Origin of the sequence: Thalassovita litoralis, from assembly GCF_900182725.1 — a bacterium.
GTDB classification, from domain to species: Bacteria; Pseudomonadota; Alphaproteobacteria; order Rhodobacterales; family Rhodobacteraceae; genus Thalassobius; species Thalassobius litoralis.
This window is the reverse complement of sequence record NZ_FXTO01000007.1, coordinates 104891-129994: the sequence shown is the minus strand read 5'-3', so window position 1 is coordinate 129994 and position 25104 is coordinate 104891. Positions and strand designations below refer to the sequence as shown.

General features: G+C 60.4%; 27 protein-coding genes and 2 tRNA genes. 7 read left to right on the top strand and 22 right to left on the bottom strand.

What is annotated here, in order from left to right; genetic code table 11:
* The first annotated feature begins 131 nt into the window (after positions 1-131).
* Positions 132-803: a DUF7146 domain-containing protein gene (locus tag FN828_RS08240; protein WP_185958972.1), complete on the top strand. Its 672-nt coding sequence runs from the start codon at positions 132-134 to the stop codon at positions 801-803.
* A gap of 520 nt (positions 804-1323) precedes the next feature.
* On the opposite strand, the gene FN828_RS08235 is transcribed toward FN828_RS08240, so the two are convergent.
* The 15 genes from FN828_RS08235 to FN828_RS20485 form a co-directional block, all read right to left on the bottom strand.
* Positions 1324-1398 (bottom strand) — tRNA-Phe (locus tag FN828_RS08235).
* A gap of 312 nt (positions 1399-1710) precedes the next feature.
* Entirely contained in the window at positions 1711-3234 is a 1524-nt protein-coding gene (locus FN828_RS08230) for an acyl-CoA synthetase (RefSeq protein ID WP_142492927.1), read from the bottom strand.
* 131 nt (positions 3235-3365) lie between these two features.
* Positions 3366-3548, bottom strand: a complete 183-nt coding sequence (locus tag FN828_RS08225) for a DNA gyrase inhibitor YacG (protein ID WP_142492926.1) — start codon at positions 3546-3548, stop codon at positions 3366-3368.
* Entirely contained in the window at positions 3545-4567 is a 1023-nt protein-coding gene (locus FN828_RS08220) for a ribonuclease E/G (RefSeq protein WP_142492925.1), read from the bottom strand. Before FN828_RS08220 ends, FN828_RS08225 begins: the two co-directional genes overlap by 4 nt.
* The gene (locus tag FN828_RS08215) at positions 4564-5139 is read right to left on the bottom strand and encodes a Maf family protein (RefSeq protein ID WP_142492924.1); all 576 of its coding nucleotides are present in this window, start codon (positions 5137-5139) and stop codon (positions 4564-4566) included. The genes FN828_RS08220 and FN828_RS08215 overlap by 4 nt, the downstream gene beginning before the upstream one ends.
* Position 5140: 1 nt before the next feature.
* Positions 5141-5359, bottom strand: coding sequence for a translation initiation factor IF-1 (gene infA, locus FN828_RS08210; RefSeq protein WP_007792573.1), 219 nt, complete (start codon positions 5357-5359; stop codon positions 5141-5143).
* Between the two features lie 83 nt (positions 5360-5442).
* On the bottom strand, positions 5443-6324 hold the full coding sequence (locus FN828_RS08205; protein ID WP_142492923.1) for a carbon-nitrogen hydrolase family protein: 882 nt from the start codon (positions 6322-6324) through the stop codon (positions 5443-5445).
* A gap of 59 nt (positions 6325-6383) precedes the next feature.
* Positions 6384-6974, bottom strand: coding sequence for a GNAT family N-acetyltransferase (locus tag FN828_RS08200; RefSeq protein ID WP_142492922.1), 591 nt, complete (start codon positions 6972-6974; stop codon positions 6384-6386).
* A complete protein-coding gene (locus FN828_RS08195; protein ID WP_142492921.1) occupies positions 6971-7366 on the bottom strand; it encodes a ketosteroid isomerase-related protein in 396 nt (131 codons plus the stop codon). Before FN828_RS08195 ends, FN828_RS08200 begins: the two co-directional genes overlap by 4 nt.
* Positions 7363-7824, bottom strand: a complete 462-nt coding sequence (locus tag FN828_RS08190; RefSeq protein ID WP_142492920.1) for an arsenate-mycothiol transferase ArsC — start codon at positions 7822-7824, stop codon at positions 7363-7365. The genes FN828_RS08195 and FN828_RS08190 overlap by 4 nt, the downstream gene beginning before the upstream one ends.
* Positions 7825-7829: 5 nt before the next feature.
* A complete protein-coding gene (locus FN828_RS08185; protein WP_142492919.1) occupies positions 7830-8309 on the bottom strand; it encodes a UPF0262 family protein in 480 nt (159 codons plus the stop codon).
* Positions 8310-8318: 9 nt separating this feature from the next.
* Positions 8319-9620, bottom strand: coding sequence for a histidinol dehydrogenase (gene hisD / locus FN828_RS08180; RefSeq protein ID WP_142492918.1), 1302 nt, complete (start codon positions 9618-9620; stop codon positions 8319-8321).
* 168 nt (positions 9621-9788) lie between these two features.
* Positions 9789-10256 carry a DUF2948 family protein gene (locus tag FN828_RS08175; RefSeq protein WP_142492917.1) on the bottom strand — a complete coding sequence of 156 codons (468 nt, stop codon included), beginning with the start codon at positions 10254-10256 and terminating at the stop codon, positions 9789-9791.
* Positions 10253-11524 (bottom strand): UDP-N-acetylglucosamine 1-carboxyvinyltransferase, encoded by a 1272-nt coding sequence (gene murA / locus FN828_RS08170; protein WP_142492916.1) that lies wholly within the window; start codon positions 11522-11524, stop codon positions 10253-10255. The genes FN828_RS08175 and murA overlap by 4 nt, the downstream gene beginning before the upstream one ends.
* Positions 11524-11688 (bottom strand): hypothetical protein, encoded by a 165-nt coding sequence (locus FN828_RS20485; protein WP_185958970.1) that lies wholly within the window; start codon positions 11686-11688, stop codon positions 11524-11526. Before FN828_RS20485 ends, murA begins: the two co-directional genes overlap by 1 nt.
* A 118-nt stretch (positions 11689-11806) precedes the next feature.
* On the opposite strand from FN828_RS20485, the gene FN828_RS08165 reads away from it, so the two are divergent.
* The 4 genes from FN828_RS08165 to ettA all read left to right on the top strand — a co-directional run bounded on the left by FN828_RS08165 (position 11807) and on the right by ettA (position 16098).
* Positions 11807-11881: transfer RNA gene (locus FN828_RS08165), tRNA-Thr, on the top strand.
* A gap of 128 nt (positions 11882-12009) precedes the next feature.
* Entirely contained in the window at positions 12010-12288 is a 279-nt protein-coding gene (locus FN828_RS08160; RefSeq protein WP_142492915.1) for a TFIIB-type zinc ribbon-containing protein, read from the top strand.
* Positions 12289-12442: 154 nt separating this feature from the next.
* Positions 12443-14242 carry a translation elongation factor 4 gene (gene lepA / locus FN828_RS08155; RefSeq protein ID WP_142492914.1) on the top strand — a complete coding sequence of 600 codons (1800 nt, stop codon included), beginning with the start codon at positions 12443-12445 and terminating at the stop codon, positions 14240-14242.
* Positions 14243-14442: 200 nt separating this feature from the next.
* Entirely contained in the window at positions 14443-16098 is a 1656-nt protein-coding gene (gene ettA, locus FN828_RS08150; protein WP_142492913.1) for an energy-dependent translational throttle protein EttA, read from the top strand.
* Between the two features lie 45 nt (positions 16099-16143).
* Here the strand turns inward: ettA and FN828_RS08145 are convergent, their stop codons facing one another.
* The gene (locus FN828_RS08145; RefSeq protein WP_142492912.1) at positions 16144-16509 is read right to left on the bottom strand and encodes a hypothetical protein; all 366 of its coding nucleotides are present in this window, start codon (positions 16507-16509) and stop codon (positions 16144-16146) included.
* Between the two features lie 343 nt (positions 16510-16852).
* Here FN828_RS08145 and FN828_RS08140 point away from each other — a divergent pair, with 343 nt between their 5' ends.
* Positions 16853-17074, top strand: coding sequence for a hypothetical protein (locus tag FN828_RS08140; protein ID WP_142492911.1), 222 nt, complete (start codon positions 16853-16855; stop codon positions 17072-17074).
* Positions 17075-17204: 130 nt separating this feature from the next.
* Here FN828_RS08140 and FN828_RS08135 read toward each other — a convergent pair whose 3' ends face one another.
* The gene (locus FN828_RS08135) at positions 17205-17408 is read right to left on the bottom strand and encodes a YgaP family membrane protein (protein ID WP_142492910.1); all 204 of its coding nucleotides are present in this window, start codon (positions 17406-17408) and stop codon (positions 17205-17207) included.
* Positions 17409-17601: 193 nt separating this feature from the next.
* On the opposite strand from FN828_RS08135, the gene FN828_RS08130 reads away from it, so the two are divergent.
* Positions 17602-18009, top strand: a complete 408-nt coding sequence (locus FN828_RS08130; RefSeq protein ID WP_142492909.1) for a universal stress protein — start codon at positions 17602-17604, stop codon at positions 18007-18009.
* A 59-nt stretch (positions 18010-18068) separates the two neighbouring features.
* Here the strand turns inward: FN828_RS08130 and FN828_RS08125 are convergent, their stop codons facing one another.
* The 5 genes from FN828_RS08125 to FN828_RS08105 all read right to left on the bottom strand — a co-directional run bounded on the left by FN828_RS08125 (position 18069) and on the right by FN828_RS08105 (position 24966).
* Positions 18069-21443, bottom strand: coding sequence for an efflux RND transporter permease subunit (locus FN828_RS08125; protein WP_142492908.1), 3375 nt, complete (start codon positions 21441-21443; stop codon positions 18069-18071).
* Between the two features lie 3 nt (positions 21444-21446).
* Positions 21447-22904 carry an efflux RND transporter periplasmic adaptor subunit gene (locus FN828_RS08120; RefSeq protein ID WP_142492907.1) on the bottom strand — a complete coding sequence of 486 codons (1458 nt, stop codon included), beginning with the start codon at positions 22902-22904 and terminating at the stop codon, positions 21447-21449.
* A gap of 99 nt (positions 22905-23003) precedes the next feature.
* On the bottom strand, positions 23004-23546 hold the full coding sequence (moaB, locus tag FN828_RS08115) for a molybdenum cofactor biosynthesis protein B (protein WP_142492906.1): 543 nt from the start codon (positions 23544-23546) through the stop codon (positions 23004-23006).
* A 3-nt stretch (positions 23547-23549) separates the two neighbouring features.
* Complete coding sequence (locus tag FN828_RS08110; protein ID WP_142492905.1) at positions 23550-24170, bottom strand: LysE family translocator; 621 nt, start codon at positions 24168-24170, stop codon at positions 23550-23552.
* 1 nt (position 24171) lies between these two features.
* Entirely contained in the window at positions 24172-24966 is a 795-nt protein-coding gene (locus FN828_RS08105) for a uracil-DNA glycosylase (RefSeq protein WP_142492904.1), read from the bottom strand.
* Between the last annotated feature and the right edge of the window lie 138 nt (positions 24967-25104).

The following is a 25104-nucleotide window of genomic DNA, read 5'->3' as shown; positions in this document are numbered from 1 at the left end:
CGGTGTGGCCCTCGGCCGGAAATCCTGGCTCTTCGCCGGATCAGAGCGCGGCGGACATCGCGCCGCCGCCATCTACACGCTGATCGGCACGGCCAATCCCTTCGCGCCTGCGCAGGCTTGGAGGGCAGCGCATGACGGACGCCAGACAAATCACCCAAAGCATAGGGGGCGCATGGCATGGCCGCTATGGCGTGGCCCCCTGCCCGATCTGCCAACCCGAAGGACGCCAGACACAGAACGCCTTGACGCTAGCCGATAGCCCGGATGGGCGCTTGCTGCTGAACTGCAAAAAATCAGGATGCAGTTTCACGGATATTCTGACCGCCGCAGGCATCCGGGCGGGGGACTACACACCCCCGGACCCGGCTGTGATTGCCCAGCGCGAAGCACAGGCCAAGGCCCAAGCCGAACGCAAAGAGCGCCAAGCCCTGACCCTGTGGAACGAAGCCCAGCCGATCCGAGGGACCATTGCAGAAACCTATCTTCGCAATCGGGGCATAACCTGCGCCCCACCCGATAGCCTGCGCTTCCATCCCGAAGCATGGCACCCCACGGCGCAACGCTTTCCGGCGATGCTGGCCCGCGTGGATGGGGCCGAACGGTTCGCGGTTCACCGCACCTATCTACGCCACGATGGCAACGGCAAGGCGGCTGTGACCCCGGACAAGGCCATGCTGGGGGCAACCGCCGGGGGCGCTGTACGACTCAGTGAGGGCCAACACGCCCTTGCAGTGGGTGAGGGCATAGAAACCACCCTATCGCTACTGTGCGGCCTGCTGCGCGGCCCCGTGTCCGATCTGTGACAGGCCCCTTTTGCCGTAAAGAACCTAACAAAACGTAACATTCCCGTTCTTTCTGTACGTAATAGGGTGTTACTCGTTTTGATGTTTTACGGGATAGGCGGCATGGGCCTTTGCTGTATTTGCGGAGAGATACGCGCCCGCGCGGGGGATGGGGTATAACCACCACGGTTATGCCTTCTGGCAGGGACACGCCTGCGAAGGTATATAGGTGCCCCCCAGTCACGTTTTCCGCTACCGCCAGACACCCCCCACGCCCCGCGCGTTATGTCCCCGATAAACCTTCCCGTTCGCCGATCCGGGTTTTTCGACCCTCTATAAAAAGCACCAGCCCAGCGCACGACAATTCCCCAGCCTGCCAGATTCGCGGGGGCGGGATGCTGCGCCTAGATGTTGTGCCTTGTTGTCGGTTGGATTCCTGAATTTTCACGCCTACCGACGACCCAAAGGGGGACTATTAGGGGGACTGAGAAAACAACGGAATGCCTAACAGGCTGATTTTATTGCATATTCTTGATTAAAATGGTGCCCGGGGGCGGAATCGAACCACCGACACGAGGATTTTCAATCCACTGCTCTACCCCTGAGCTACCCGGGCATGGGTGAACGTCTTGCGTTCGGGTGGAGGCGTTCTAGGCGAGAGATACGGGGGTGTCCAGAGGGATTTGTGAAAAATCTGCGAAAAAAATTTCACGCCGTTGGTTCTAATGACAGGCACCCCAAAAAACGTGATCCCCGCCCGATAACCTTGCAATCGAGAAGCGGCAGCTTTGCCGCCTGCCCGACAATGGAAAACGCATATATTTCAATGCAATAAAAGCGATTAATCTACGCGACAGCAAACCGGCTGACAGGGGGAAACGCCCCCTGAGGGATCAGGGGCGGTTAAAGGGGCCGCCCCTGTCTGATTTTACGGCCAATATTCATCTTTCAGCAGGCGCTTCATCAGCTTGCCGGTTTCGGTTCGCGGCATATCCTGCCGGAAATCAATGCTGCGTGGGGCTTTGATGTGGGACAGACGTTCGCGCACATAGGCGATCAGGTCCGCCTCCATATCTGGGCCTGCTTGCGCGGGGTCTTCCAGTTGCACGACGGCTTTGACCTCTTCACCCAGATCTTCGTTTGGGACGCCGAAAACGGCCACGTCAGACACAGCGGGATGGCAGACCAGCATATCCTCGGTTTCCTGCGGATAGATGTTCACGCCGCCGGAAATGATGGTATAGGCCGCCCGATCCGTCAGGAACAAATAGCCATCCGCATCCAGATATCCCACGTCCCCCAGCGTCGACACCCCTTCGCGCACAAAGGCAGAGGCGGTTTTTTCCGGGTCGTTGCGATAGTTGAACGAAATCCCGCTGTCGAAATATACCGCGCCGATACGGCCCTGCGGTAATTCCTGACGGTCTTCGTCCAGAATGCGGATCGGTCCCATCAGGGATTTACCCACGCTGCCAGGGTGTTCCAGCCATTCCTGACTGGTGGCAAGCGTGACGCCGTTAGCCTCGGACCCGGCGTAATATTCGATCAGGATCGGCCCCCACCAGTCGATCATCTGGCGTTTGATTTCCACCGGACAGGGCGCCGCCGCATGAACCGCAGCCTGAAGCGAGGAAATATCGTATTTCAAACGCACCGCATCCGGCAATTTCAGCATCCGCACGAACATGGTGGGGACAAGCTGCGTATGGGTAACGTGGTGCTTTTCAATCAGGGCAAGGAAGGTTTCGGGGTCGAATTTTTCCATGATGATCACGGTTGCCCCCACCTGCGCCGCCGTCATGACGAACCGCAAAGGTGCCGCGTGATACAACGGCGCGGGGGATAGATATGTGCTGTCCGCCCCGATGCCGCACATCTGTACGGCCAGCAGGTTCAGCAAAGGCATCATGTAATCAATCGGATTATCCGCAAAAACGCGCGTAATCCCCTTGGGTCGCCCGGTCGTTCCCGACGAATACAACACGTCCGCCCCGGCATATTGATCCGCGATTGGGGTGGCGGGCATTTGGGTCAGCAAGGCCTGCCAATCGGCGCAGCCCTCGGGCGGGGCATCCACGCAATAAATCGCCACATCCCCCAGCGCAGATTTCAGCGCAGGCACCTGATCGGCGTATTTGCCGGAAATAATCAGAACCTTCGCGCCGCAATCCTGCACGATATAGGAAATTTCGTCCGGTTGCAGATAGCGGCTGATCGCCGTGTAAAACACGCCCGCCCGATGCGCGGACCAGCAAATTTCCATAAATTCCAGCCGATTTTCCATCAGCAATGCAATACTGCCACCCGGCCCGATTCCCAGATGACGCAACCCCTGCGCCCCCTGATTGGAAATCCGATCCAGTTCACCATAGGTCAGCGTCTTGCCGGACCCTGCCATCTGATAGGCAATTTTATCCGGCGTCTGTTGTGCGTGATATGATGGATGATCCATGCGCGGTCCCTCCCCTTGCGTCAAAGGGCCGCCTGCTCCTCTGTCGGCGGCCAACAGCCCATAAGGGCTGTTTCGACCTATTCGGGTGGGAAACCGCGGGCTTGGCTTGTGCCAAGGCGCTGCATCACGTCTTAGTGCAGCTTGCGCAGGGCGTCTTCGGTGGCTTCGATGGCTTTTTCAATGTCTTCCGGGTCGCGGGACGGGACGGCATAATCGCCGCCCAGCCATTTCGCCAGATCAACATCGGCGCAGCGTTTGGAACAGAAAGGACGGAATTTCTGATCCACGGGCTTGTTGCAGATTGGGCAGCTCATCCCAGAACCTCGGGCAGCGGAAGCCGGTCCCGTTTGCGCTGCAATTCAAACGCGCCCAGCGGGGTCCAGCCCGCCAGAATGGTTTCAATCGTATCCGCACGGAATGCCGCCTTCAGCGACAATTCAAAGGTGCGCCGGTCCTTTTTCGGCATCGGAGCCAGATCCATCGTGATTTGCCCGCCCAGACCACGCAGCCGCAACTGGCGCGGCAAATCGCGGGCCGCCGCGATATTGGCCTTCAGCGCCGCCGCAGGCGAGGTATCACGCCCCGTATTCACATCCACCGCAACCAGCGCCCGTGTCGGCTCCACATACATCGAAGCCCCGCCGGACAGCGACACATGCGGCGATTGCAAAGCGTCAATATGTTCCAGAACACCGTGGGTTTCAAACCCGCCCGGTTCTGTCACCACATCCGCCGGTTCGGACCATTCGCGCCATGCCATATCATGTGGGCTGTCGCCATCGGTCAGCTTTTCAATATCGCCTTCGGTATCCGCCATCACGGCGGTGGCCAGATCGACCATTGCCGCGATGTCTTCGGCGATGTCCTCGGGGTCGGCCCCTTCACAAGAGGACCGCAGGATCAGGCCGCTGTCGTCCCCTGCGAACACATTTTTGGCGATGACTGTCAGTTCATCGCGCAAATCATCGTCCTTGATCCGGCGGCTGATGTTCAACCCCGGTGCGCCCGGCGTGACGATCGCGTAGCGGCTTTTGAACAGAATGCGGGCAGTGACAGGGATTGCCTTGCCGGGTTCGGCATAGCCCGTGACCTGCACCAACAGCTTATCGCCCGGCGCGATGCCCTTCACCTGCCGCAAAAAAGCGGTGCCATCCGGGGTGGTCAGGAACAATCCGCCCTGCCCCTTCATCGGACGATCCGCAACCGCGCGATAAATTGTCCCCACACGCGGCTGATCGGTGTCGATCAGCAAATCCTCTAACCGGCCGTCCACCAGAAGGGCCGCAGCTTCGCGCCCCTGAATGTGATCCAGAACGATCTGACGGCCTTTCATCCCTGCCTCCATAGCGGGTAGCCTGCGGCCTGCAACAGCCCGGCGGTTTCTGCCAGCGGCAAACCGACAACAGCGGTGAACGATCCCGAAATCCACGGAATCAGCGCCCCGGCTGGGCCTTGGATGCCATACCCGCCCGCCTTGCCCTGCCAATCATTCGTGGCCAGATAGGCGTTCAGTTCTTCGTCCGACAGGCGTTTCATTTTCACATCGGTCACAACATCGCGTTCCCAAACGCAATCCCCCCGACGCACGGCCACGGCAGTGATAACCTTGTGCCGCCGCCCGGACATGGCCAGCAGAAATTCCGCCGCTTCGCCCGCATTGGCAGGTTTGCCCATGATCCGCCGCCCCAAGGCCACAGTGGTATCCGCGCACAGCACCACATCCCCGGCATCTGCGGGAACGGCCTGCACCTTTTCGCGGGCCATGCGCGCGCAATAGGGGCGCGGCAATTCGCTTTTCAAAGGGGTTTCATCAATATCGGGCGGGCGGATATCATCCGCCACAACCCCGATCTGCGCCAGCAATTCCTTGCGGCGCGGGCTACCCGATCCCAGGATCAGGCGCACGTTATTTAAAGCGATAGTTGATACGACCCTTGGTCAGATCGTAAGGGGTCATTTCAACCTGAACCCGGTCGCCTGCCAGAACACGGATGCGGTTTTTACGCATCTTACCTGCCGTGTGTGCGATGATCTCATGGCCATTCTCAAGCTCGACCCGAAACGTCGCATTCGGCAGAAGTTCCTTCACGACACCGGGGAATTCGAGAATGTCTTCCTTGGCCATGGTCTCTCCTGTCTACTGAATCCCGCCCCAAATGCGGGACGGGCGTTAAATGGGCCTATTCTGCCAGATTTTCAAGGGGAATCCTACAACCCCACTGAAACAGGCTGTGTTTTCACCCGTTCGGGCTGTTCCTGCCAGTGGGTCATGTTCAAAACATGCCCATCGACACGGACAGCGCGAATGGCATTCATATCCACATCGGCATAGGTCCAGCCGGGCTGGTTCAACACACCTTCGGCCATGACAGCATCGGGCGGAAATCCCATATCCGGCGGACCAAACACGCCCCCCATGCCGGTGTTTTCCTCGACCGCAAAAATTTCAGGGCGATCACCCACCAGTGACGCCATCACGGTAACGCATTGACCCTCCAGTGCGCGGGCCAATGCGCCGATACGCACACGCCAGTATCCCTCCAGCGCCTCGGTGCAGGACGGGATCAGGATCAGTTCGGCCCCGGCTTCGACCAGCGCACGCGCCAACAGGGGAAATTCACTGTCATAGCAGATCAGAACCCCGATCTTACCCAGCTTTGTCTGAAACAGCTTCAGCGGCCCGCCACCGGAAACGCCCCAATCCTCGCGCTCAAAGCGGGTCATGATTTGTTTGTCCTGATGATCCTGCCCACCATTTGGGGCAAAAAACGGGGCGCGGTTCACCACCTGCCCCGCATCGGCCACAGGCGCGGACCCGCCCAGAATATAAACGCCGAATTCCTGCGCCAGACCGGCCAAAACCGCATTGGATTGCGCCACCCGATCCGACACCGCAGCGATGGACCCTTGCAAATCCGCCGCCACATCGCCCCCCGCGAGCGAGGCAAGCTCCATCGCGCCATATTCGGGAAAGACCAGCAGGTCAGCCCCCTGCCCTGCCGCTTCGGCCACCCAAGACCGCATCTTTGCCTCATAGGCCGCCCAATCGCGGAACCAATCCAGCGGATATGCAGCAGTTGCGACTTTCATGCCCTGCCCTTTCATCTTGCCTCAAATGCTCATGTCCAAGGTGCCCCCTGATCCGGGGATTAGTCAGCCAAATTGCGAATCCAGAATTGCAGGGGCTTTGCGGTGCTTTCCGCCTGCCCCACGTCCTTCCAGTTAAATTGCGCCACAGCGCCCGCCAGCGGGCGATAGCCGCGTTTGCGCCAAAACCCGTCCAGCGGCAAATAATCCACCGGACGCGCCGGGTGGTCAGCCGGGCGGATCACCCCGCAAAACGCCGATTTCCCCCGCCCCAAGGCCCGCGCATGAGATTCGCGCAGATCAAAGAACCGATGCCCAATCCCCTGCCCGCGATACTCCGGTAACAGCACAGATTCCGCACAGTAGAAAATCTGCGTCAGATCCTCGCCCGTATCATCGAAAGCAGCGGCAAAATCTGCGGCGTGATCTTCCATCGGGGTGCCGGTGGCCGCCCCGATCAGCCTATCACCATCAAACGCGCCAACCACAACCGCGCCGGGGCTGGTGCGGTAGCTGTCCAGATAGCCGCGTTCGTATTCCAGATCACCATCATATAAATAAGGCCACGCCCGAAACACCGCGATCCGCAAACGCGCCACATCATCCAAGGCCGCATCCAGCGCGGCGCCGGTCAGCGCCTCGACCCGGATCATTCCGAAACCTGCGCGATCCAGTCCGCAAGGTTATAATAGGTCACGACCCGCGCGATTTTCCCGTCTTTCAAGGAAAAGAACGACCCGGCAGGCAGACGATAGGTTTGGCCATGCGCCTCGGGCAGGCCCGGATCGGTCGCCAGATAAGTCCCGTTGACGATATATTCCGCCGCCGCACGAGTACCGCTTTCGGCCTCGAAAATCACCATATCGGTCAGATTTTCTTTGTAGCTGCGGGTCATATGGGCGCAAAATTCCGCGAATGCGTCCTTGCCGACGCGAATTTTACCTTCGTTCACATGATGCGCCACGTCATCGGCCAGACAGGCCAGCATGGCATCGGTATCGCCCGCGTTGAACGCGTCGAAATAGTCACGGATCGTCTGATTCATTTTGCCTCCAATGGCGGACCCCAGCGGGTGATCAGGTTTTCAACAATCTGGTCACGGGCCTGACGATAGGCCGCCAGCTTCGCCTCGCGTGTTTCCCCCTGCCCCGAGGGATCAATAATCGGCCAGTACTCGACCTCCAGATGAAACACGCGGGTCAGTTCACAGGCCATGTCCCGGCTGGTCGGGGTCAATGCCACAACCAGATCGAACGACGACAGCGCATCGCCCCATTGTTCCAACTGTTCAAAACTGCGCGCCCGGTGCCGGGACAGTTCCACCCCCAGTTCCTGACAAACGGCAATGGCAAACCCGTCGATTTCCAGATCGCCCTTAACCCCAACGGACTGCACATAGGTGCCGGTTCCGTAAAACTTTTTCATAATCCCTTCGGCCATCGGCGAACGGACAGAATTGTGATCACAACAAAACAAAACAGACTGGGGTAAAATTTCGACCACGCCGCCTACCCTCCGAAATGCAACACGCAGATCAGAGTAAATAATCGGCGGGCGGTATCGGTATCCACCACGGCCTTGCCTTCCAGACGCTCTTGCAAAATGCGGGCGCCTTCGTTGTGAATGCCGCGCCGGGCCATGTCGATGGTTTCGATTTGGCTGGGCGGCAGGTTTTTCACCGCGTCGAAATAGCTTTCGCAAATCGCCCAGTAATCTTTGACCACCTGCCGGAACGGCGACAGGCTCAGGTGGAACTCCGCCGCCTTCTCCTCGGCCTCGGTCTGGATGTCGAAAACCAGCCGTTTTTCCCGGATCGACAGCCCGACACGATAGGGGCCTTCCGGCACCAGACGATCATCACGCTTGGGCAGGTCGAACGAGTTTTCCTCGAGCAGGTCAAACATCGCCACGCGCCGTTCCTGTTCGATCTCAGGCGTGGGCGGCGGCAGGTTGCGATCATCCAATTCGATATGGCTGATATGGGACATAGGTGGTCCTCAGTCGTTCAGGTGGTTCAACCGGGCGCGCACGGATAATCCATGCGCCTCCAGACTTTCCGAGATTGCCAGCGTTTCCGCCGCAGGTCCAATGGCACGCAGCGCCGCAGGCGTCATTTTCGCCAATGTGGTGCGTTTCACAAAGTCCATCACGCTCAGACCCGACGAAAAACGGGCAGAACGCGCCGTTGGCAGCACATGGTTCGGCCCGCCAACGTAATCGCCAATCGCCTCGGGCGTCCAGTTGCCCAGGAAAATCGCCCCGGCATGGGTGATCCGTTCGGCCAGTACATCGGGATCGGCAACACATAGCTCCAGATGTTCGGGCGCGACACGGTTGGACAGCTCCGCCGCCTGCGCCAGATCGGACACCACGATCACCGCGCCGAAATCCCGCCAGCTTGCCCCGGCAATCGCGCGGCGCTCCAGCACATTCAGATGCCGCTCGACCGCGGCCACCACCGATTGCGCCATATCGGCATCGTCCGTGATCAGAATCGCCTGTGCGCTTTCGTCATGTTCGGCCTGGCTCAGCATATCCAGCGCGATCCAATCGGGATCGGCCTGTTTATCTGCAATCACCAGAATTTCCGACGGCCCGGCAATCATGTCGATCCCGACCTTACCAAACACCCGCCGCTTGGCCGCCGCCACAAAGGCATTGCCCGGCCCGGTGATCTTATCCACCGGCGCGATGGTTTCGGTGCCATAGGCCAGCGCCGCCACCGCCTGCGCCCCGCCGATACGATAGACCTCGTCCACCCCGGCCAGCCGCGCCGCCAGCAAAACCAACGGATTGGCCACGCCATCTGGCGTTGGCACCACGATGGCCAGCCGCTCCACCCCGGCCACCTTGGCCGGAATCGCATTCATCAGAACCGAGGATGGATAAGACGCCAATCCGCCCGGCACATACAGCCCCGCCGCCGAAACCGGCGTCCAGCGCCAACCCAGCATCGCGCCGTGGTCATCCGTCCACTGGGCATCCTCGGGCATTTGTTTTTCGTGATAGGCCCGGATCCGCTCGGCCGCCAGTTCCAGCGCCGCGCGTTCAGCCTCCGGCACCTGCGCCACCAGCGCGTCAATCTCTGCCTCGGAAAACCGCAACTGATCGGCGCTCAGCTCCATCCGGTCGAATTTCGCCGTCAGCTCCAGCACTGCCGCATCGCCCCGCGCCCGCACATCCGCGATGATCCCGGCCACGACATCATCCACATCGGGACTATCTTCGCGCTTTGCCCCCAACAGGGCCACAAAGGCGGTTTCAAAATCGGTATCGGATGCGTTCAGGAATACAGGCATGGTCCCTCCAGGGTCGTCACTCCGACATAGCCGCCCCGCGTCCCGTCCTCAAGACATGCCGCTGTTCTTTCTGATTCCAAATACTCTGGGGGGCCGTCGTTCACGACGGCAGGGGCAAAGCCCCCTTCCCTGTCCCTAACAACAGGCCACGCTGCGAAATCAATCAGATCACGCGTGATCCGGCACATGCCCCGATGGCGCACGATACGGGCGGGTGACATCCTTTAGCACCACCTCCAGCGCCTCGACCTGCAAGCGGATCGCGCCATCCCCAGCCAAAATCAGTTCGATCGCGCCGCCCGGTGCCTCTGCCGGGTGCCAGTCCACTGACAAAAGCGACAGAATCATATCCGGCTCTGCTCGTGACACACCCTGCGATGAAACCTTTTGCACGTTTTCAAACACCAGCACCGCCTGCACCCGTTCGGCGCCGTGGCGTGTGCGCCCGTCATCTTCCCAACGGAAACGATTCAGCAACAGCGCGAATCTGCGCTCCTTAGGCAGCCAGCGCATTTCCGCAGCCGGGAAAACGGCATCCTGCACCAAGGCGGACAAGACCCCCAAATCCTCGGCATCCAGCGCCCCCAGATTCAGCGGGGCTTCGCGTCCATCCTCGAACCGTGCATCTTCGGTCATTTGCCCTTCACCCGTTCGATTTTGGCCCCAACGTTGCCCAGCTTTTCCTCGACCCGTTCATACCCACGGTCCAGATGGTAAACCCGGTTCACGATGGTTTCCCCTTCGGCGGCCAGACCGGCCAGAATCAGCGAAACCGAGGCCCGCAAATCCGTTGCCATCACCGGCGCACCTTTCAGCCGTTCAACCCCTGTCACCTTAGCCGTGCCGCCGTGTACGTCAATCTTTGCGCCCATGCGGGTCAGTTCGGGGGCGTGCATGAAGCGATTCTCGAAAATCTTTTCTTCCAGCACCGAAACCCCGTCAGCGGTACACAGCAGCGCCATCATCTGCGCCTGCAAATCGGTAGGGAAGCCGGGGAACGGTTCCGTGACCACATCCACCGCTTTCACCCGGTCGCCGCGATTGCAGACCACCAGACCCGCCGGGGTTTCCGTGACGTTCACGCCCGCCGCGTCCAGCTTTTCGACAAAGGCATTCAACAGGTCGATCCGACCGCCTTCCAGCAACACCTCGCCGCCGCAGATCGCCGGGGCCAGCATATATGTCCCCAGTTCAATGCGGTCCGTCACGACGGGGTGCGTTGCCCCGCCCAGACGATCCACACCCTGCACGGTAATGGTGCTGGTGCCGTCGCCATCAATCTGTGCGCCCATCTTACGCAGACAATCGGCCAGGTCCACGATCTCCGGCTCTCGCGCCGCGTTTTTCAACACTGTGGTGCCTTTGGCCAGCGTGGCAGCCATCAGCGCGTTTTCCGTCGCCCCGACCGAGGCAAAAGGAAATTCGACCACGCCGCCTTTTAGTCCGCCCGCCGGGGCCTTGGCGTGAACATACCCGTCGCGCAGTTCCAGTTCCGCCCCCATCGCTTCCAGCGCCTTCAGGTGCAGATCAACCGGACGGGCGCCAATCGCGCAGCCCCCCGGAAGCGAGACAACCGCCTGCCCCATCCGCGCCAGCATCGGCCCCAGCACCAGAATCGAGGCCCGCATTTTCCGCACGATGTCATAATCGGCGGTCAGGTTATTCAAATCATGGCTGGACATGGCCAGCACTTTACCGCCCTGCATCGAGGTAACTTCGGCCCCCAGCGATTGCAGCAGCGTGGTCATGGTGCGGATGTCCGACAGGCGCGGTGCATTGGTCAGCGTCAGCGGTTCATCCGACAGCAGCGTTGCAGGCATCAGCGTCAGACAGGCGTTCTTAGCCCCGGCAATCGGGATCGAGCCGTTCAGCGGGCCGTTCCCCGTCACAATAATCGAATCCATCAGTCCTGCCCCTTGTCCTTGCTGTCTTGGGTGTCTTCCACAGTCGCACGGGCGCGCGCCTGAGCCTTGCGCCGGGCCATATTGGCCTTCAGCGCTGCCTTCAACCGATCCTCGCGCGAGGTGGCGTTTTTCGGTTGTTTTTTGCCGGGTGTTTTCTGCTCCATGACCCTCTCTTACATTAGGGTGAAAAAAGCGTCCAGATTGGGGTTGCACACCGATTCATTTACGGCTAATCAGCGCTCCACGGTCGGACGGGACACACTGGACGACACGGAAAACGGCGCTGCTGTAGCTCAGTGGTAGAGCACTCCCTTGGTAAGGGAGAGGTCGACAGTTCAATCCTGTCCAGCAGCACCATTTAAAATCCTCCAAATTTTCAAAGCGCCAAAACGACCAGCCCTTGTTCTGCCCCCTACCCTTGTTCTGCCTACGGACGATGCCCACATCTGTTTGGTAACAGACAGAAACAAAAGGACACCGCACCGATGCAATGCCCGATTGATGGAACCCAACTGGTGATGACCGAACGCGCCGGGGTCGAAATCGACTATTGCCCGCAATGTCGGGGCGTCTGGCTGGACCGGGGCGAATTGGACAAGATCATCGAACGCAGCGCCAACCAAGCGCCGCAACCGGCGGCCCCACAGCCCGATTACCGCGCCGAACGCCCTTATGACGATCGTGGCTATTACGAAGGCGAATATCGCAAGCCCAAGTATAAGAAGCGCAAAAGCTTCCTGAGCGAAATTTTCGATTTCGACTGACCCGCCCCACCGCATACCGCAGGGGCGTTATTGCGTCCCTTTGTGCCTTTGCCGCGCCCCGGCAGCACAAAACGCCCCATTCCCCCTGTTATACGGGGTCGCGCCCGCAACTGACCCATTGACCGGCGCTTGATTCCACATCATATCGCTGGCCATGACAGACCTCGCCCATATCCGAAATTTTTCCATCGTAGCCCATATCGACCACGGGAAATCCACCCTGGCCGACCGGCTGATTCAATCCACGAACACCGTGGCCGAACGTGACATGAAAGAGCAGTTGCTCGACTCGATGGACATCGAACGGGAACGGGGCATCACCATCAAGGCCAACACCGTCCGCATCGACTATGTCGCGCAAAACGGTGAAACCTATGTGCTGAACCTGATCGACACGCCCGGCCACGTCGACTTTGCCTACGAAGTCAGCCGGTCCATGCGCGCCGTCGAAGGATCGCTGCTGGTGGTCGACAGCACCCAAGGGGTCGAGGCGCAAACACTGGCCAACGTGTATCAGGCCATCGACGCCAACCACGAAATCGTGCCGGTTCTGAACAAAATCGACCTGCCCGCCTCGGAACCCGAACGGGTCAAGGAACAGATCGAAGATGTGATCGGCATCGACGCATCCGACGCGATGCTGGTTTCCGCCAAATCCGGCATCGGCATCCCCGAAACGCTGGAAGCCATCGTTCAACGCCTGCCCGCCCCCAAGGGCGACCGCGCCGCGCCGCTGAAGGCGATGCTGGTGGATTCGTGGTACGATTCCTATTTGGGTGTGATCGTTCTGGTTCGCATCATGGACGGCGTGCTGAAGAAAAATGACCGCGTGAAATTCATGTCGAACGGCACCATTCATCAGGTGGACCGGATCGGCGTATTCCGCCCTGCCATGCAGCCCGTGGACGAATTGGGACCGGGTGAAATCGGATTCATCACCGCCTCGATCAAACAAGTGCGCGATACACGCGTTGGCGACACGATCACGCACGAAAAGAAAGGCGCAGACACACCGCTGCCAGGCTTCAAGCCGTCCCAGCCTGTCGTGTTCTGCGGCCTGTTCCCCGTCGATTCGGCAGAATTCGAGGATTTGCGCGACGCCATCGAAAAGCTGGCGCTTAACGACGCATCCTTTAGCTTTGAAATGGAAACTTCGGCCGCGTTGGGCTTTGGCTTCCGCTGCGGCTTCCTGGGCCTGCTGCACCTGGAGGTGATCCGCGACCGGATCGAACGCGAATACAACATCGACCTGATCACCACCGCGCCCAGCGTGATTTATCACATCTACATGCGTGACGGTGAACTGATCGAACTGCACAACCCCGCCGACATGCCCGACCTGTCCAAGGTCGACCATCTGGAAGAACCGCGCATCAAGGCCACGATCCTTGTGCCAGATGAATATCTGGGTGACGTTCTGAAACTGTGTCAGGATCGGCGCGGCATTCAGATGGATCTGACCTATGCCGGGACGCGGGCGATGGTGGTCTATGACCTGCCCCTGAACGAGGTTGTGTTCGACTTCTACGACCGCCTGAAAAGCGTGACCAAGGGCTATGCGTCCTTTGATTATCAACTGACCGGCTACCGGCAGGATAATCTGGTGAAGATGTCGATCCTTGTGAACGACGAACCTGTCGATGCGCTGTCAACGATGGTTCACCGCGACCGGGCCGAAATGCGTGGCCGCGCCATGTGCGAAAAGCTCAAGGATCTGATCCCGCGCCACATGTTCAAAATCCCGATTCAGGCGGCCATCGGCGGCAAGGTGATCGCCCGCGAAACACTGGCTGCACTGCGCAAGGACGTGACCGCCAAATGTTATGGCGGCGACGCGACGCGGAAGCGCAAACTGCTGGACAAGCAAAAAGCCGGTAAGAAAAAGATGCGCCAGTTCGGCAAGGTGGACATCCCGCAAGAGGCGTTCATTTCCGCGCTGAAAATGGACAACTAAACAGGCCTGCCGGATACGGTTCGGGATGTATCCGCACCCCATCCGGCAGCCTTGAACGACATCCCGTTTATTATGACAGGCGGTGCCATTTTTGGCCCTGCCGTCGAACGCTTTCGCGTTTCGCCCCAACAGTGATTGCCCCCGCCCTCGCGCTCCGGTATCACACGCCCCAACCAGAATTCACGAACCCGAGGTCCGTCATGGCATCCTATCAGTACGTTTATCATATGTCCGGGGTCTCCAAGACCTATCCGGGCGGCAAGAAATGCTTTGAAAATATCCACCTGAATTTCCTGCCCGGCGTAAAAATCGGTGTGGTTGGTGTCAACGGTGCCGGTAAATCGACCTTGCTGAAAATCATGGCCGGTCTGGACAAGGATTTCAGCGGCGAAGCATGGCACGCCGAAGGCGCCAAGGTTGGCTATCTGCCGCAGGAACCCGAACTGGACCCGTCGCTGGACGTGCGCGGGAACGTAATGCTGGGTGTAAAAGCGAAAAAGGATATTCTGGATCGCTACAACGAACTGGCCATGAACTACAGCGACGAAACCGCTGACGAAATGGCGCAGTTGCAAGACGAAATCGACAGCCAGAACCTGTGGGATCTGGACAGCCAGATCGACGTCGCGATGGAGGCATTGCGCTGCCCCCCCGATGATGCGGATGTAACCAAACTGTCGGGTGGTGAAAAACGCCGCGTCGCGCTGTGCCAACTGCTGTTGGAAGCCCCCGACATGCTGCTGCTTGACGAACCGACCAACCACCTTGACGCCGAAACGATCGCGTGGCTGCAACAGCACTTGATTGACTACAAGGGCACCATCCTGTGCGTCACCCACGACCGTTATTTTCTGGATGACATCACCGGCTGGATTCTGGAACTGGATCGCGGTCGCGGCATCCCCTACGAAGGCAACTATTCCTCGTGGCTGGAACAAAAAGCCAAGCGGCTGGAACAGGAAGCCCGCGAAGACAAGGCCCAGCAGAAAACGCTGGAACGCGAATTGGAATGGATGCGGCAATCGCCGAAGGCCCGTCAGGCCAAGCAAAAGGCCCGTATCAACGCCTATAACGAAATGGCCAACACGTCCGAACGCGAAAAAGTGGGCCGCGCCCAGATCGTCATCCCCAACGGCCCGCGTCTTGGCAACAAGGTGATCGAGGTCAACGGCCTGTCCAAACACCTTGGCGACAAACAACTGATCGAAGGTCTGTCCTTCAGCCTGCCGCCGGGCGGCATCGTCGGTGTGATCGGTCCCAACGGCGCGGGTAAAACCACCCTGTTCCGTATGCTGACCGGGCAGGAACAGCCGGACGAAGGCACGGTGGAATATGGCGACACGGTGAAACTGTCCTATGTGGATCAGTCCCGCGATGACCTGAACCCCAATGAAAACGTCTGGGAAGCCATCGCTGACGGGCAGGACATCATCAAACTGGGCGACGCCGAGGTAAACGCCCGCGCCTATTGTTCAGCCTTCAACTTCAAGGGATCGACCCAGCAGAAAAAAGTCTCGCTGCTGTCGGGTGGGGAACGTAACCGCGTCCACATGGCGCGCCTGCTGCGCTCGGGCGGGAACGTGCTGCTGCTTGACGAACCGACCAACGATCTGGACGTGGAAACCCTGCGTGCATTGGAAGACGCGCTGGTGGATTTCGCGGGCTGCGCCGTGGTCATCTCGCACGACCGTTTCTTCCTTGACCGGATTTGTACTCACATTCTGGCGTTCGAGGGCGACGCCCATGTGGAATGGTTCGAGGGCAACTTTGAAGACTACGAAGAAGACAAAAAACGCCGCCTTGGTCCCAACGCACTGGAGCCGACCCGGATCAAACATAAGAAATTCACGCGCTGAGCGTGAAGCTATGAACTCCGAAGGGCGGCCCAAGTGGTCGCCCTTTTACTTGCACAAGCCTGTTTGCTTCATGCCAGCTGCAACGCTCTTGCCATTGGCTTCGCAACTGCCGACCCACATCGCGCTATCCCAACTCGTCATGCGACAGTAGATGTTGGTGCGCAGGTATGTGTTCATAAGTGCTTTGGCATCACGACCAGCTTCGGTTTGGGGATCGGGACATTCGAGCCCTTCAAAAACCATGTGGTGCCCTTGGATCACAATACGATTGCCGGAAATCGCGTGCGTTTGCGCGTCTGTCTTGAACCCGGATGACACGTTGGGGCCACCAAGGCCAGGCACCCCACCGCCTAGATACACTAAGGTGATCAACAGTATCGCGCTGAGGAATATGGGTGCTTTTCGTTTCATGCGAGGATTGTATTCGGAAAGCAAGACGCGTCAATCCACGCAGAGCGGTGAGTGTTCGCACAATTGTACAGGTTCGCGCCGGCCCGCATCCATGCTACTCTCCGCAAAAGAAGCCCGCCATGGTCCGCCGTCTGATCGCCCTCATCCTTCTGGCCCTGCTTGCCCATGCGCAAGGGATTCCGGTGATCGCGCCCCCCCCGCAGGCCGTTTTCCGCCCCCTTGGCCAGCGCAACGGGCGGGGTCATGAAAAAGCGGCGAACCTGCCTCATTCTGGCCATATTATCCCGTTTACGTTGTATTAACTTATCCGCTGTTGGATAGGACCAAGATGGAGGCTTGGATTATGGCGCTTGTCGTCCTGCTGGTGTTCAGCGTTCTTGGCTTCGTGACTGCGGTTGTTGGGTTTCTTGGGTTCGGGGTGTCCGTGGGCGCGGCCTTTGTGATCTATTTCGCTGTGGCGCTGGGTGCGCCCGGCTGTATGCTGCCGCTGATTATTTTATCACGGCTGGGCCGTGGTCGGGGTGGCCCCGGCGGCACAAACGCCGGAACACCGATTCCCGCCTGATTTCCCCGATGTATCCCCACAACAAAAAGGCCGCGCATCCTGCGCGGCCCTGTCATTTGGCGATCCGTGAGTGATAACGCCGAGCGATCAGAGCGTGACGCATGAATGCGACACGCCCTAAATCCGGGGCTTATTCAAAAGCGCAGCCCGATTTGCAGCCAAATTTCTTGAAGATCATCGCCGCCGGGCAGAAGCCGGTAAAGGAAGATTGCAGCAGGTTCGCACCGATAAACACGGTGAACCACATGAAATAAGGCGAAACGAACTGTGTCAGCACGACGCTGATCAAAACCATGATGCCAGCGAAACGGAACATTGCGCGGTCGATCGACATGGGGAATTTCCTTTTTGTCAGGCCCGTGGGTGCGGGCGGGTCAGGTGTTGGGTGGGCAAATCTGCCGTCCCAACCCATATACATATTCCATAGTCAGAATACAATACCCAATGAGTTCCTCGCCGCATGACCTGCATCAAGGCGCAAAGGCCGAAATCGGCGCACACTGCGCCGGTGAACAGGAGGACACGCTATGTACAACAAAATTCTGGTGCCAGTTTCATTTGACAGCGACCGCAACTCAGCAGGGGCCATCCAGATTGCACAGGCGCTTTCTGCGGACGGGGCACAAATTACGCTGATGCATGTGATGGAACACATTCCCGGCTACGCGATTTCCTATATGCCCACGGATTACCTGGCCGAATCGCGCGGGGCCATCGAACAGGAACTGGCGAATATGGGGCGCGATCTACCCAACGCGCAGGCCGTGGTGATCGAAGGCCATTCAGGCCGTACCATCGTGGACTGGGCCGAAGAAAATGGCGTGGAATGCATTGTCATCGCATCGCATCGGCCGGGAATGCAGGATTTGCTGCTTGGATCAACCGCTGCGCAAGTGGTGCGCCATGCCAAATGCGCGGTCCATGTTCTGCGCTGATCTGCTTCTTCGACCGAACGCAGTGGCCCCGGTTTGGGGCCACGCAAAGCAATGGGCCGTCACGCCGTCCGATGCCGCAAGGCGTTTACCAGCGCCGCGATAACAAAAACCGCCACAACGGCCACAAGGCTGCCGCCCAAAAACAACACCAAACCGCCCGCCATCGCATTCGCTTCCTGATACGGGGCCAACAGCGGATGTGCCGCCCCCGTGACCAGCGGCCACCCCAGACACAGCGCCAGCCAGCCCAGCAGCACCACGGACGCCAGCCCCACCGGCAGACGCAGCCCCCGCACCCGCCACGACCGGCGCAGCGCCGTAACCTGCCGCCCCAGATCATGCTGGATCGCCACCAGCGCAGGCACGACCAGCAGCACCAATACCATGCCAAAGCCCAGCCCATAAACCAGCGTGATCACCGTGGGTCGCAAAAACTGCGCCTGTTGCGAGGTTTCATACAGCAGCGGCGCCAGCCCCATAACCGTGGTCAGCGTCGTCAGCATCACCGGGCGCAAGCGGTCTGCCGTGCCGTCGATGATGGATGGGACCAACCCGCGTTCGGCGGCATATTCATCAATGGTTGTCACCAGAACGATGGAATCGTTAATGATGATCCCCGTCATCCCGACCAGCCCAACGACAGAAAACATCGACAACGGCACGCCCCACGCCACATGCCCCCAGACCGCGCCAACCAGCCCAAAGGGGATGATCGCCATCACCACGATGGGCCGGGTCCAACTGCTGAACACCCACGCCAGCACCAGATAAATCCCGACAAGGCACAGGATCAGCCCGGTTAATGCCTCGCTCAGGAATTGATCCTCTTGCTCGGACAGCCCGCCCATCCGCCATTCGACCTGTTTTTCACTGGCAATAGCGGGCAGGATTTCGGTCTCCAATGCCTGCATGATCTGTGCGGCACGGGCGGGGTCATCCTCGGATATATCGCCGGTCACGGCAATCAGGCGCACCCCGTTTTCCCGCCGCACCGTGGAAAAGCCCGACCGGGTTTTCACACTGACGATATCCGCCAGCGGCACATAATCCCCGCGCGTCGTGCGCAATTGCATCCGTTCCAGAAAATCGGCGGTCAGTTCGTTTTCCGGCAGCTCCACCCGGATTGCCGCGCTGCGCGGCCCGTCAGGGAACGTCGCGGCCTCTAGCCCGTTCAAACGATGGCGCAGCACCCGGCCCAGCCCGTCGATGGTAAAGCCCAAGGCCTGCCCCTGCGAGGTCAGTTCAAGGATGATTTCGTCCTTGTCATAGGCCAGATTATCCTCGACCCCCGACACTTCGGGGAACCTCAACAGGGCTTGTTTCAACGCCTCGCTGGCGGATTTCAGCACCTCGGCCGACGCGCCATAGAATTGCACATCCAGCGCGTCACCGCCGGGACCGGACCGCCACCCCCGGAAGCTGACGGTTTCCACCATCGGGTGACGGCGCACCTTGTCCTGCAATTCCCCGACAAAGGCAAAGCTGGAATAGGGGCGCAAATCCGCGTCAATCAATTCGATGGAAATGCCGCCCAGCAGATCCTCGTCCTTGGTATCCGATCCCGGTAGCGGCATCCCGGCGTTTCCGCCCACCTCGGCTATCACATAATCCAGCGGGTTGGTGCCGTGGCGCTGTTCGTATTCGCGGCCCAGTTCCTCGGTCGCGCGTTGCATTTCGCGCATCATCGCCAGACTGTCCGCCCGCGTGGCCCCCGGCAGCATGGCAAAATTTCCGGTCACGCTGCCGCGTTCGGGTGCGTTGAAAAACCGCCATTGCACATCGCCCCGGATGAACAGCGCCGCCTGAAAAGCCAGCACCAGAACCGCCGCCGCCAATACCGGGTAACGCGCCCAGACCACCAGCGCCGTAAAGGGCCGAAACAGCCGGTCACGGACCCAGCGAAACCCCTTGTTCACAGTGCGCGATGGCCAATCATACCAATGCTGCTTTGCCGAATGTGTCAGCGCATGCGCCATGTGGTTCGGCAGGATCAGGAAACACTCCACCAAGGACGCCGCCAGCACCGCAATCACGGTAAAGGGTATGTCCCCGATCATATCCCCGAACCGCCCGCCAATGGCCGTCAGTCCGAAAAACGCGATAACGGTGGTCAACGTGGCTGAAAATACCGGCAGGGCCATGCGCCGCGCCGCAGTTTCCGCAGCGCCCACCGGCCCATGACCGTGCCGTGACAGATGATCGGCATGTTCACCCACCACAATCGCGTCATCCACCACGATACCCAGCGTGATAATCAGGCCAAACAGGCTGATCATGTTCAGCGTCAGCCCGCCCAGATACATCAGCGAAATAGCCGTCAGCATCGACACCGGAATGCCCGCCGCCACCCATAACGCAGTGCGGGCATTCAGGAACAGGAACAGCAACACCAAAACCAGCACCAACCCCTGAAGACCGTTCTCCATCAGGATATTCAGACGGGCGGTAATAGCCTCGGCGCGAGTGCGGATCAGATCAATTTCCACGCCCTTCGGCAGGGTGGCTTCCATGTCCTGCGCCACGTCTTCGACCTGTCGCTGAATCTTGATCGCATCCCCGGCCTGTGAACGGTCCACCCGCACAGAAACCGCCGGGTTTTCGCCCACGAAATACACCCGGTTGCGATCCGCCCCCAACAGGCTGACCGTGGCCACATCCCCCACCGTCAAGGCCGATCCATCGTCATTCGTGCGCAGCACGATCTGCGCGATCTGATCGACGCTGCGTTTTTCCACGCCGGTGCGGACGCGCGCATTCGCCCCGGTCACATCGCCCGCCGGGTCTGCGTTCACTTCTTCGGCGATGGCGGCGGCAATCTGGGCGATGGTGACATCATGCGCCATCAGGTTCAGGCTGGGAACTTCGATCAGCACCTCGGAGGCGGCAACGCCCCGAATGGTGGTGCGTGTCACCCCGACCGCGAACAGGCGCGTGATAAATTCATCCGCGAACAGGCCCAGTTGTTCTGCTGAAACCGGCCCCGTGATCACCACATCCGTCACCCTGTCACGCCACGCCCCGCGCGTCACGGATGGGTCTTCGGCCTCCTCCGGGAGGGTGGTAATCGCGTCCACCGCCGATTGCACATCGTCCGCAGCCCGGCCCATATCCCAGCCCGGTTCAAATTCCAGCGTGATCGCGCCCCGCCCTTCGCGGCTGGTGCTTGCGCTGCTTTCCACGCCTTCGACCGCCAACAAGGCCGGTTCCAAAAGCTGGATAATCGCAGCATCCACATCTTCGGCCCCGGCCCCTTCCCAGATCACGGAAACGGATACTTCGTCCGTAACCACATCGGGAAAAAACTGCGCCCGCATCCGTGGGGCGGCGGCCAGCCCCAGCACCAAAAGCACGACCAGCAACAGGTTTGCCGCTGTCCGGTGACGTGTGAAATAGGACAGGATACCCCCCGCCGCCGAAGGAATGGGCCGCACCATCGGTTAGCCCCCCATCCGCGATTCAATCCGCTGCACCATATCGGCGGGGACTTTATCCTGTTGCAGCCGCGCAATCAGACGGGTGCGGACATCGGTGGGCATCATCGTGTTGTTTTCAACGAACGCCAGCAACCGCGCCCGGCGTTCCGCGCTTAGCTCCAGCATTTCGGGTTCTTCGGGCTGGGCCGCACCTGTGCTGCGCAGCGGGCGCACCTTGATGCCGCCGCCCAACAGCGGGGTGCGTTGGGCCACCACCTCGCGCCCCGCCAGACCACGGGCGCGCACCAGCACATCATCGCCCTGCCGCCGCAGCAGGCGCACCTCCATTGCTTCCAGCCGATCCTCGGCCCCCAGCACCAGCACCCGGCCCGCCGGGTCCAGCGCCGTTGCAGGCAGGCGCACCACCCGTTCCAGCGCCGGTTCATCCACCGCGACGGATACGAAATCCCCCGGCTTCAGCCCCCGCGCCTTGTCCAGCCCGGCAAAGATCAGGCGCCCGGTCTGACCTTCGCCCACGGCGGCGCTGTCGCGGCTGATCGTTCCCGTTGCCGTCAGGTTTTCGCCATAGACATCCAGCACCACCTGAACCGGGGCTTTGCGCGGTTGCCCCTCTGCGTCCAGCAACCGCGCATATTGCGGGGTCGACACGCGAAACGCCACTTCCAGCGCCTGCCCGTCCACCAGTTCGGCCAGCACCTCGTTCTGGGACACCAGCCCGCCCTGAACCACGTTCACATTGCTAAGCGTGCCATCGAATTCCGCCCGGATCACCGTATCAGCCAGCACCCGTTCCGCCTCGGCCAGTGCGATTTCCGCACGCTCCAGCGCGGTCACGGCCTGATTCACCCGTGCTTCGGCCTGTGCCACGGATTGCCGCCGCGAGACCACCGTTTGCCGGGCCGAAGCGGCCGCCAATTCCGCCGTTTCCACCGTCGCATCGGTGGCCACACCCCGCGCGGCCAAATCTTGTGTGCGCTTGAATGCACGTTCGCGCAGCGCAGCCTGTTCTTCGGTCGCGGACAGTTCGTCCTGCGCCAGCTCCAGCGCCCGCGCGGCGTCCCGCTGCTCGAATTCTGCATCCAGCCGGTTCGCCTTGGCGCGGTCCAGCGCCGCTTGCGGTTCGGTGGGGTCGATCCGCACCAGAACATCGCCCGCCCGCACCTGCCCGCCTTCCTCGAAACCCTCGGCTAGGTCCACCACCGTGCCGCGCTGTGCCGCGCGTAATTCCAATGTCCGGCGGCTTTGTACCGCGCCATGCGCGTTCAGCACCGGCACCACGGTTTCCGGGGTCGCGGTCAACACATTCACGGCAAACACCCGTTCGCGCACCTGCGGCGCGCGGGTTTCGCGGGACATCCGCGCCTCGATCGCGTCACGCACCATTGCCCCCGCATAGACCAGCAGGCCCAATGTGACAGCTACCAGAAACAGCCCCGTCAGGCTTTGGCGCAGAAATCGCATTCGTCGAACACCCCTGTAGACCGGGCCAATCCGCCCGACACATTAACCTAGTGGCATGTGAGAATTTGCCAAGCCACAAGGCTGTTACGCACCTGCGGCTTATTTCCGTCGTTTATGTTCTTCCAGTCGGGGAAAAATTTCCACGAAGTTGCAGGGAAGATGCCGATAATCCAACTGGTATTGCAGGATTTCGTCCCACGCGTCCTTGCACGCCCCCGTGCTGCCGGGCAACGCAAACAGATAGGTGCCGCCCGCAACGCCCCCCGTGGCGCGGCTTTGTACCGCGCTGGTGCCGATCTTTTGCATGGACACGATGGTGAACACTGTGCCGAAGGCGTCGATTTCCTTTTCATAGACATCGCGATGCGCCTCGACCGTGACATCGCGGCCCGTCAACCCGGTGCCACCCGTGGAAATCACCACATCCACCGCCGGATCGGCGATCCAGTCGCGCAACTGCGCGGCGATCTGGTCGCGCTCGTCCCGGATGATTTTGCGATCCGCCAGAATATGTCCCGCCGCCGTGATGCGATCCACCAGCGTCTGTCCGGATTTATCCTGATCCAGCCCGCGCGTGTCCGATACCGTCAGCACCGCGATCCGCACCGGGATGAATTCCTTGGTTTCGTCGATCCGCGTCATGGCTTATCCCCTTTGCAACAGCGCCAGCCGGGCGGCCAGCGCCACGAAAATAGCCGCACTGACGCGGCCCAGCCATGTGGCAAATCCCGCATCCCGCGCCAGTTTGCGCCCCAACCCACCGGCGAAAATTCCCACCAGCCCGTTGATCACGAACCCACCCAGCGCCAACACACCGCCGTAGATCAGAAATTGCGGCAACACCGCGCGGGCCGGGTCCACGAATTGCGGCACAAAGGCCAGCACGAACAGGATCACCTTGGGGTTGGTCAGATTGACCAACAGCCCTTCGCGGAACGCACGGGCAACGGATACGCCCCGCACATCACCGCGCAGCGGCCCCTGACGCAAAGATTGCCACGCCAGCCACAGCAGATAGCCAACACCGATCCAGCGGATCACATCGAACGCCCCCGGCAGCGCCGCCACAAGGGCGCTTAGTCCCAGACCCGCCGCAAGCGCATGAAAAAACGCGCCCGCCGAAATTCCGGCACTGGCGGAAATCGCTGGCCCCGGCCCGGATCGCAACCCTTGCCCAAGACAGAACATCATATCCGCCCCCGGCGTCAGGTTCAGCGCCAAAGCCGCCGGAACAAAGGCCAGCAAAACCACCGGGTCAACGATCATATCAGCCCCCTAACCGCGATTTCAGACTTAGCAAATCCGCCCAAGCCTCGCGCTTGGCATGGGGGGAGCGCAGCAAATACGCCGGGTGAAACATCGGGATCGCAGGCTTGCCATAGGCTTCGGTCCATTGCCCACGCAACCGGGTGATGCCCCGCTTGCCCAGCCCCGCCTGACAGGAAATATTGCCCATCAGCACCACCAGATCGGGCTGCACCAGTTCCACATGCCGCCGCAGGAATGGCAGCAACATCTGAATTTCCTCGGGTTTGGGATCGCGGTTTTGCGGGGGCCGCCACGGCAACACATTGGAGATATACACCGCCTGCACCGGATCGTCCGCGCGCCGGTCCATCCCGATCGCGCCCAGCATCCGATCCAGCAATTGCCCGGCCTTCCCGACAAAGGGCCGCCCTTCGCGGTCCTCGTCCCGGCCCGGCGCTTCGCCGATGATCATCACCCGCGCCGCCGGGTTGCCATCGCTGAATACCAGCGATTTTGCCCCGCGCTTCAGCTCGCAATGCTCATATGCAGCCATCGCGCCCCGCAACGCCACCAGATCCCCCGCGCCCGCCGCCATCTGCCGGGCCACCTGTACCGGGTCAATTTTCGGCTGCGCCACCGGGGGCGGCGGTATTCCGGGACGCACTGCCGCAACTGCCGCAGGTTTTTCCGGCTGCACCTCGTACCGATTGACGGGGGTTTCCAGAATCGTTTCATCCGCGCCCAGTTCGACCTGCCATTCCAGCAGCGCCAGCGCGGTATGATAATCCAGATCAGGGGTATAGGCCGATTCCATGCCGCCAAATCTATGCGGAAATCACGCATTGGGAAACCGCAATAGATCGCTGCGATGCCGGACCTTTTTCCGCAGCCGATCCAGCGCCCCACCTTGCCCCGCGCGACCCTGCTTTCTATAAGCAAACCACCTCGGCCG

Excerpts from the sequence above, each read along its gene's own strand:
- FN828_RS08240 (WP_185958972.1), top strand. The coding sequence starts at position 132 with ATGACGGACGCCAGACAAATCACCCAAAGCATAGGGGGCGCATGGCAT.
- FN828_RS08230 (WP_142492927.1), bottom strand. The coding sequence starts at position 3,234 with ATGGATCATCCATCATATCACGCACAACAGACGCCGGATAAAATTGCC.
- FN828_RS08225 (WP_142492926.1), bottom strand. The coding sequence starts at position 3,548 with ATGAGCTGCCCAATCTGCAACAAGCCCGTGGATCAGAAATTCCGTCCT.
- FN828_RS08220 (WP_142492925.1), bottom strand. The coding sequence starts at position 4,567 with ATGAAAGGCCGTCAGATCGTTCTGGATCACATTCAGGGGCGCGAAGCT.
- infA (WP_007792573.1), bottom strand. The coding sequence starts at position 5,359 with ATGGCCAAGGAAGACATTCTCGAATTCCCCGGTGTCGTGAAGGAACTT.
- FN828_RS08205 (WP_142492923.1), bottom strand. The coding sequence starts at position 6,324 with ATGAAAGTCGCAACTGCTGCATATCCGCTGGATTGGTTCCGCGATTGG.
- FN828_RS08200 (WP_142492922.1), bottom strand. The coding sequence starts at position 6,974 with ATGATCCGGGTCGAGGCGCTGACCGGCGCCGCGCTGGATGCGGCCTTG.
- FN828_RS08195 (WP_142492921.1), bottom strand. The coding sequence starts at position 7,366 with ATGAATCAGACGATCCGTGACTATTTCGACGCGTTCAACGCGGGCGAT.
- FN828_RS08185 (WP_142492919.1), bottom strand. The coding sequence starts at position 8,309 with ATGTCCCATATCAGCCATATCGAATTGGATGATCGCAACCTGCCGCCG.
- hisD (WP_142492918.1), bottom strand. The coding sequence starts at position 9,620 with ATGCCTGTATTCCTGAACGCATCCGATACCGATTTTGAAACCGCCTTT.
- FN828_RS08175 (WP_142492917.1), bottom strand. The coding sequence starts at position 10,256 with ATGACCGAAGATGCACGGTTCGAGGATGGACGCGAAGCCCCGCTGAAT.
- murA (WP_142492916.1), bottom strand. The coding sequence starts at position 11,524 with ATGGATTCGATTATTGTGACGGGGAACGGCCCGCTGAACGGCTCGATC.
- FN828_RS20485 (WP_185958970.1), bottom strand. The coding sequence starts at position 11,688 with ATGGAGCAGAAAACACCCGGCAAAAAACAACCGAAAAACGCCACCTCG.
- FN828_RS08160 (WP_142492915.1), top strand. The coding sequence starts at position 12,010 with ATGCAATGCCCGATTGATGGAACCCAACTGGTGATGACCGAACGCGCC.
- lepA (WP_142492914.1), top strand. The coding sequence starts at position 12,443 with ATGACAGACCTCGCCCATATCCGAAATTTTTCCATCGTAGCCCATATC.
- ettA (WP_142492913.1), top strand. The coding sequence starts at position 14,443 with ATGGCATCCTATCAGTACGTTTATCATATGTCCGGGGTCTCCAAGACC.
- FN828_RS08145 (WP_142492912.1), bottom strand. The coding sequence starts at position 16,509 with ATGAAACGAAAAGCACCCATATTCCTCAGCGCGATACTGTTGATCACC.
- FN828_RS08140 (WP_142492911.1), top strand. The coding sequence starts at position 16,853 with ATGGCGCTTGTCGTCCTGCTGGTGTTCAGCGTTCTTGGCTTCGTGACT.
- FN828_RS08135 (WP_142492910.1), bottom strand. The coding sequence starts at position 17,408 with ATGTCGATCGACCGCGCAATGTTCCGTTTCGCTGGCATCATGGTTTTG.
- FN828_RS08130 (WP_142492909.1), top strand. The coding sequence starts at position 17,602 with ATGTACAACAAAATTCTGGTGCCAGTTTCATTTGACAGCGACCGCAAC.
- FN828_RS08125 (WP_142492908.1), bottom strand. The coding sequence starts at position 21,443 with ATGGTGCGGCCCATTCCTTCGGCGGCGGGGGGTATCCTGTCCTATTTC.
- FN828_RS08120 (WP_142492907.1), bottom strand. The coding sequence starts at position 22,904 with ATGCGATTTCTGCGCCAAAGCCTGACGGGGCTGTTTCTGGTAGCTGTC.
- moaB (WP_142492906.1), bottom strand. The coding sequence starts at position 23,546 with ATGACGCGGATCGACGAAACCAAGGAATTCATCCCGGTGCGGATCGCG.
- FN828_RS08110 (WP_142492905.1), bottom strand. The coding sequence starts at position 24,170 with ATGATCGTTGACCCGGTGGTTTTGCTGGCCTTTGTTCCGGCGGCTTTG.
- FN828_RS08105 (WP_142492904.1), bottom strand. The coding sequence starts at position 24,966 with ATGGAATCGGCCTATACCCCTGATCTGGATTATCATACCGCGCTGGCG.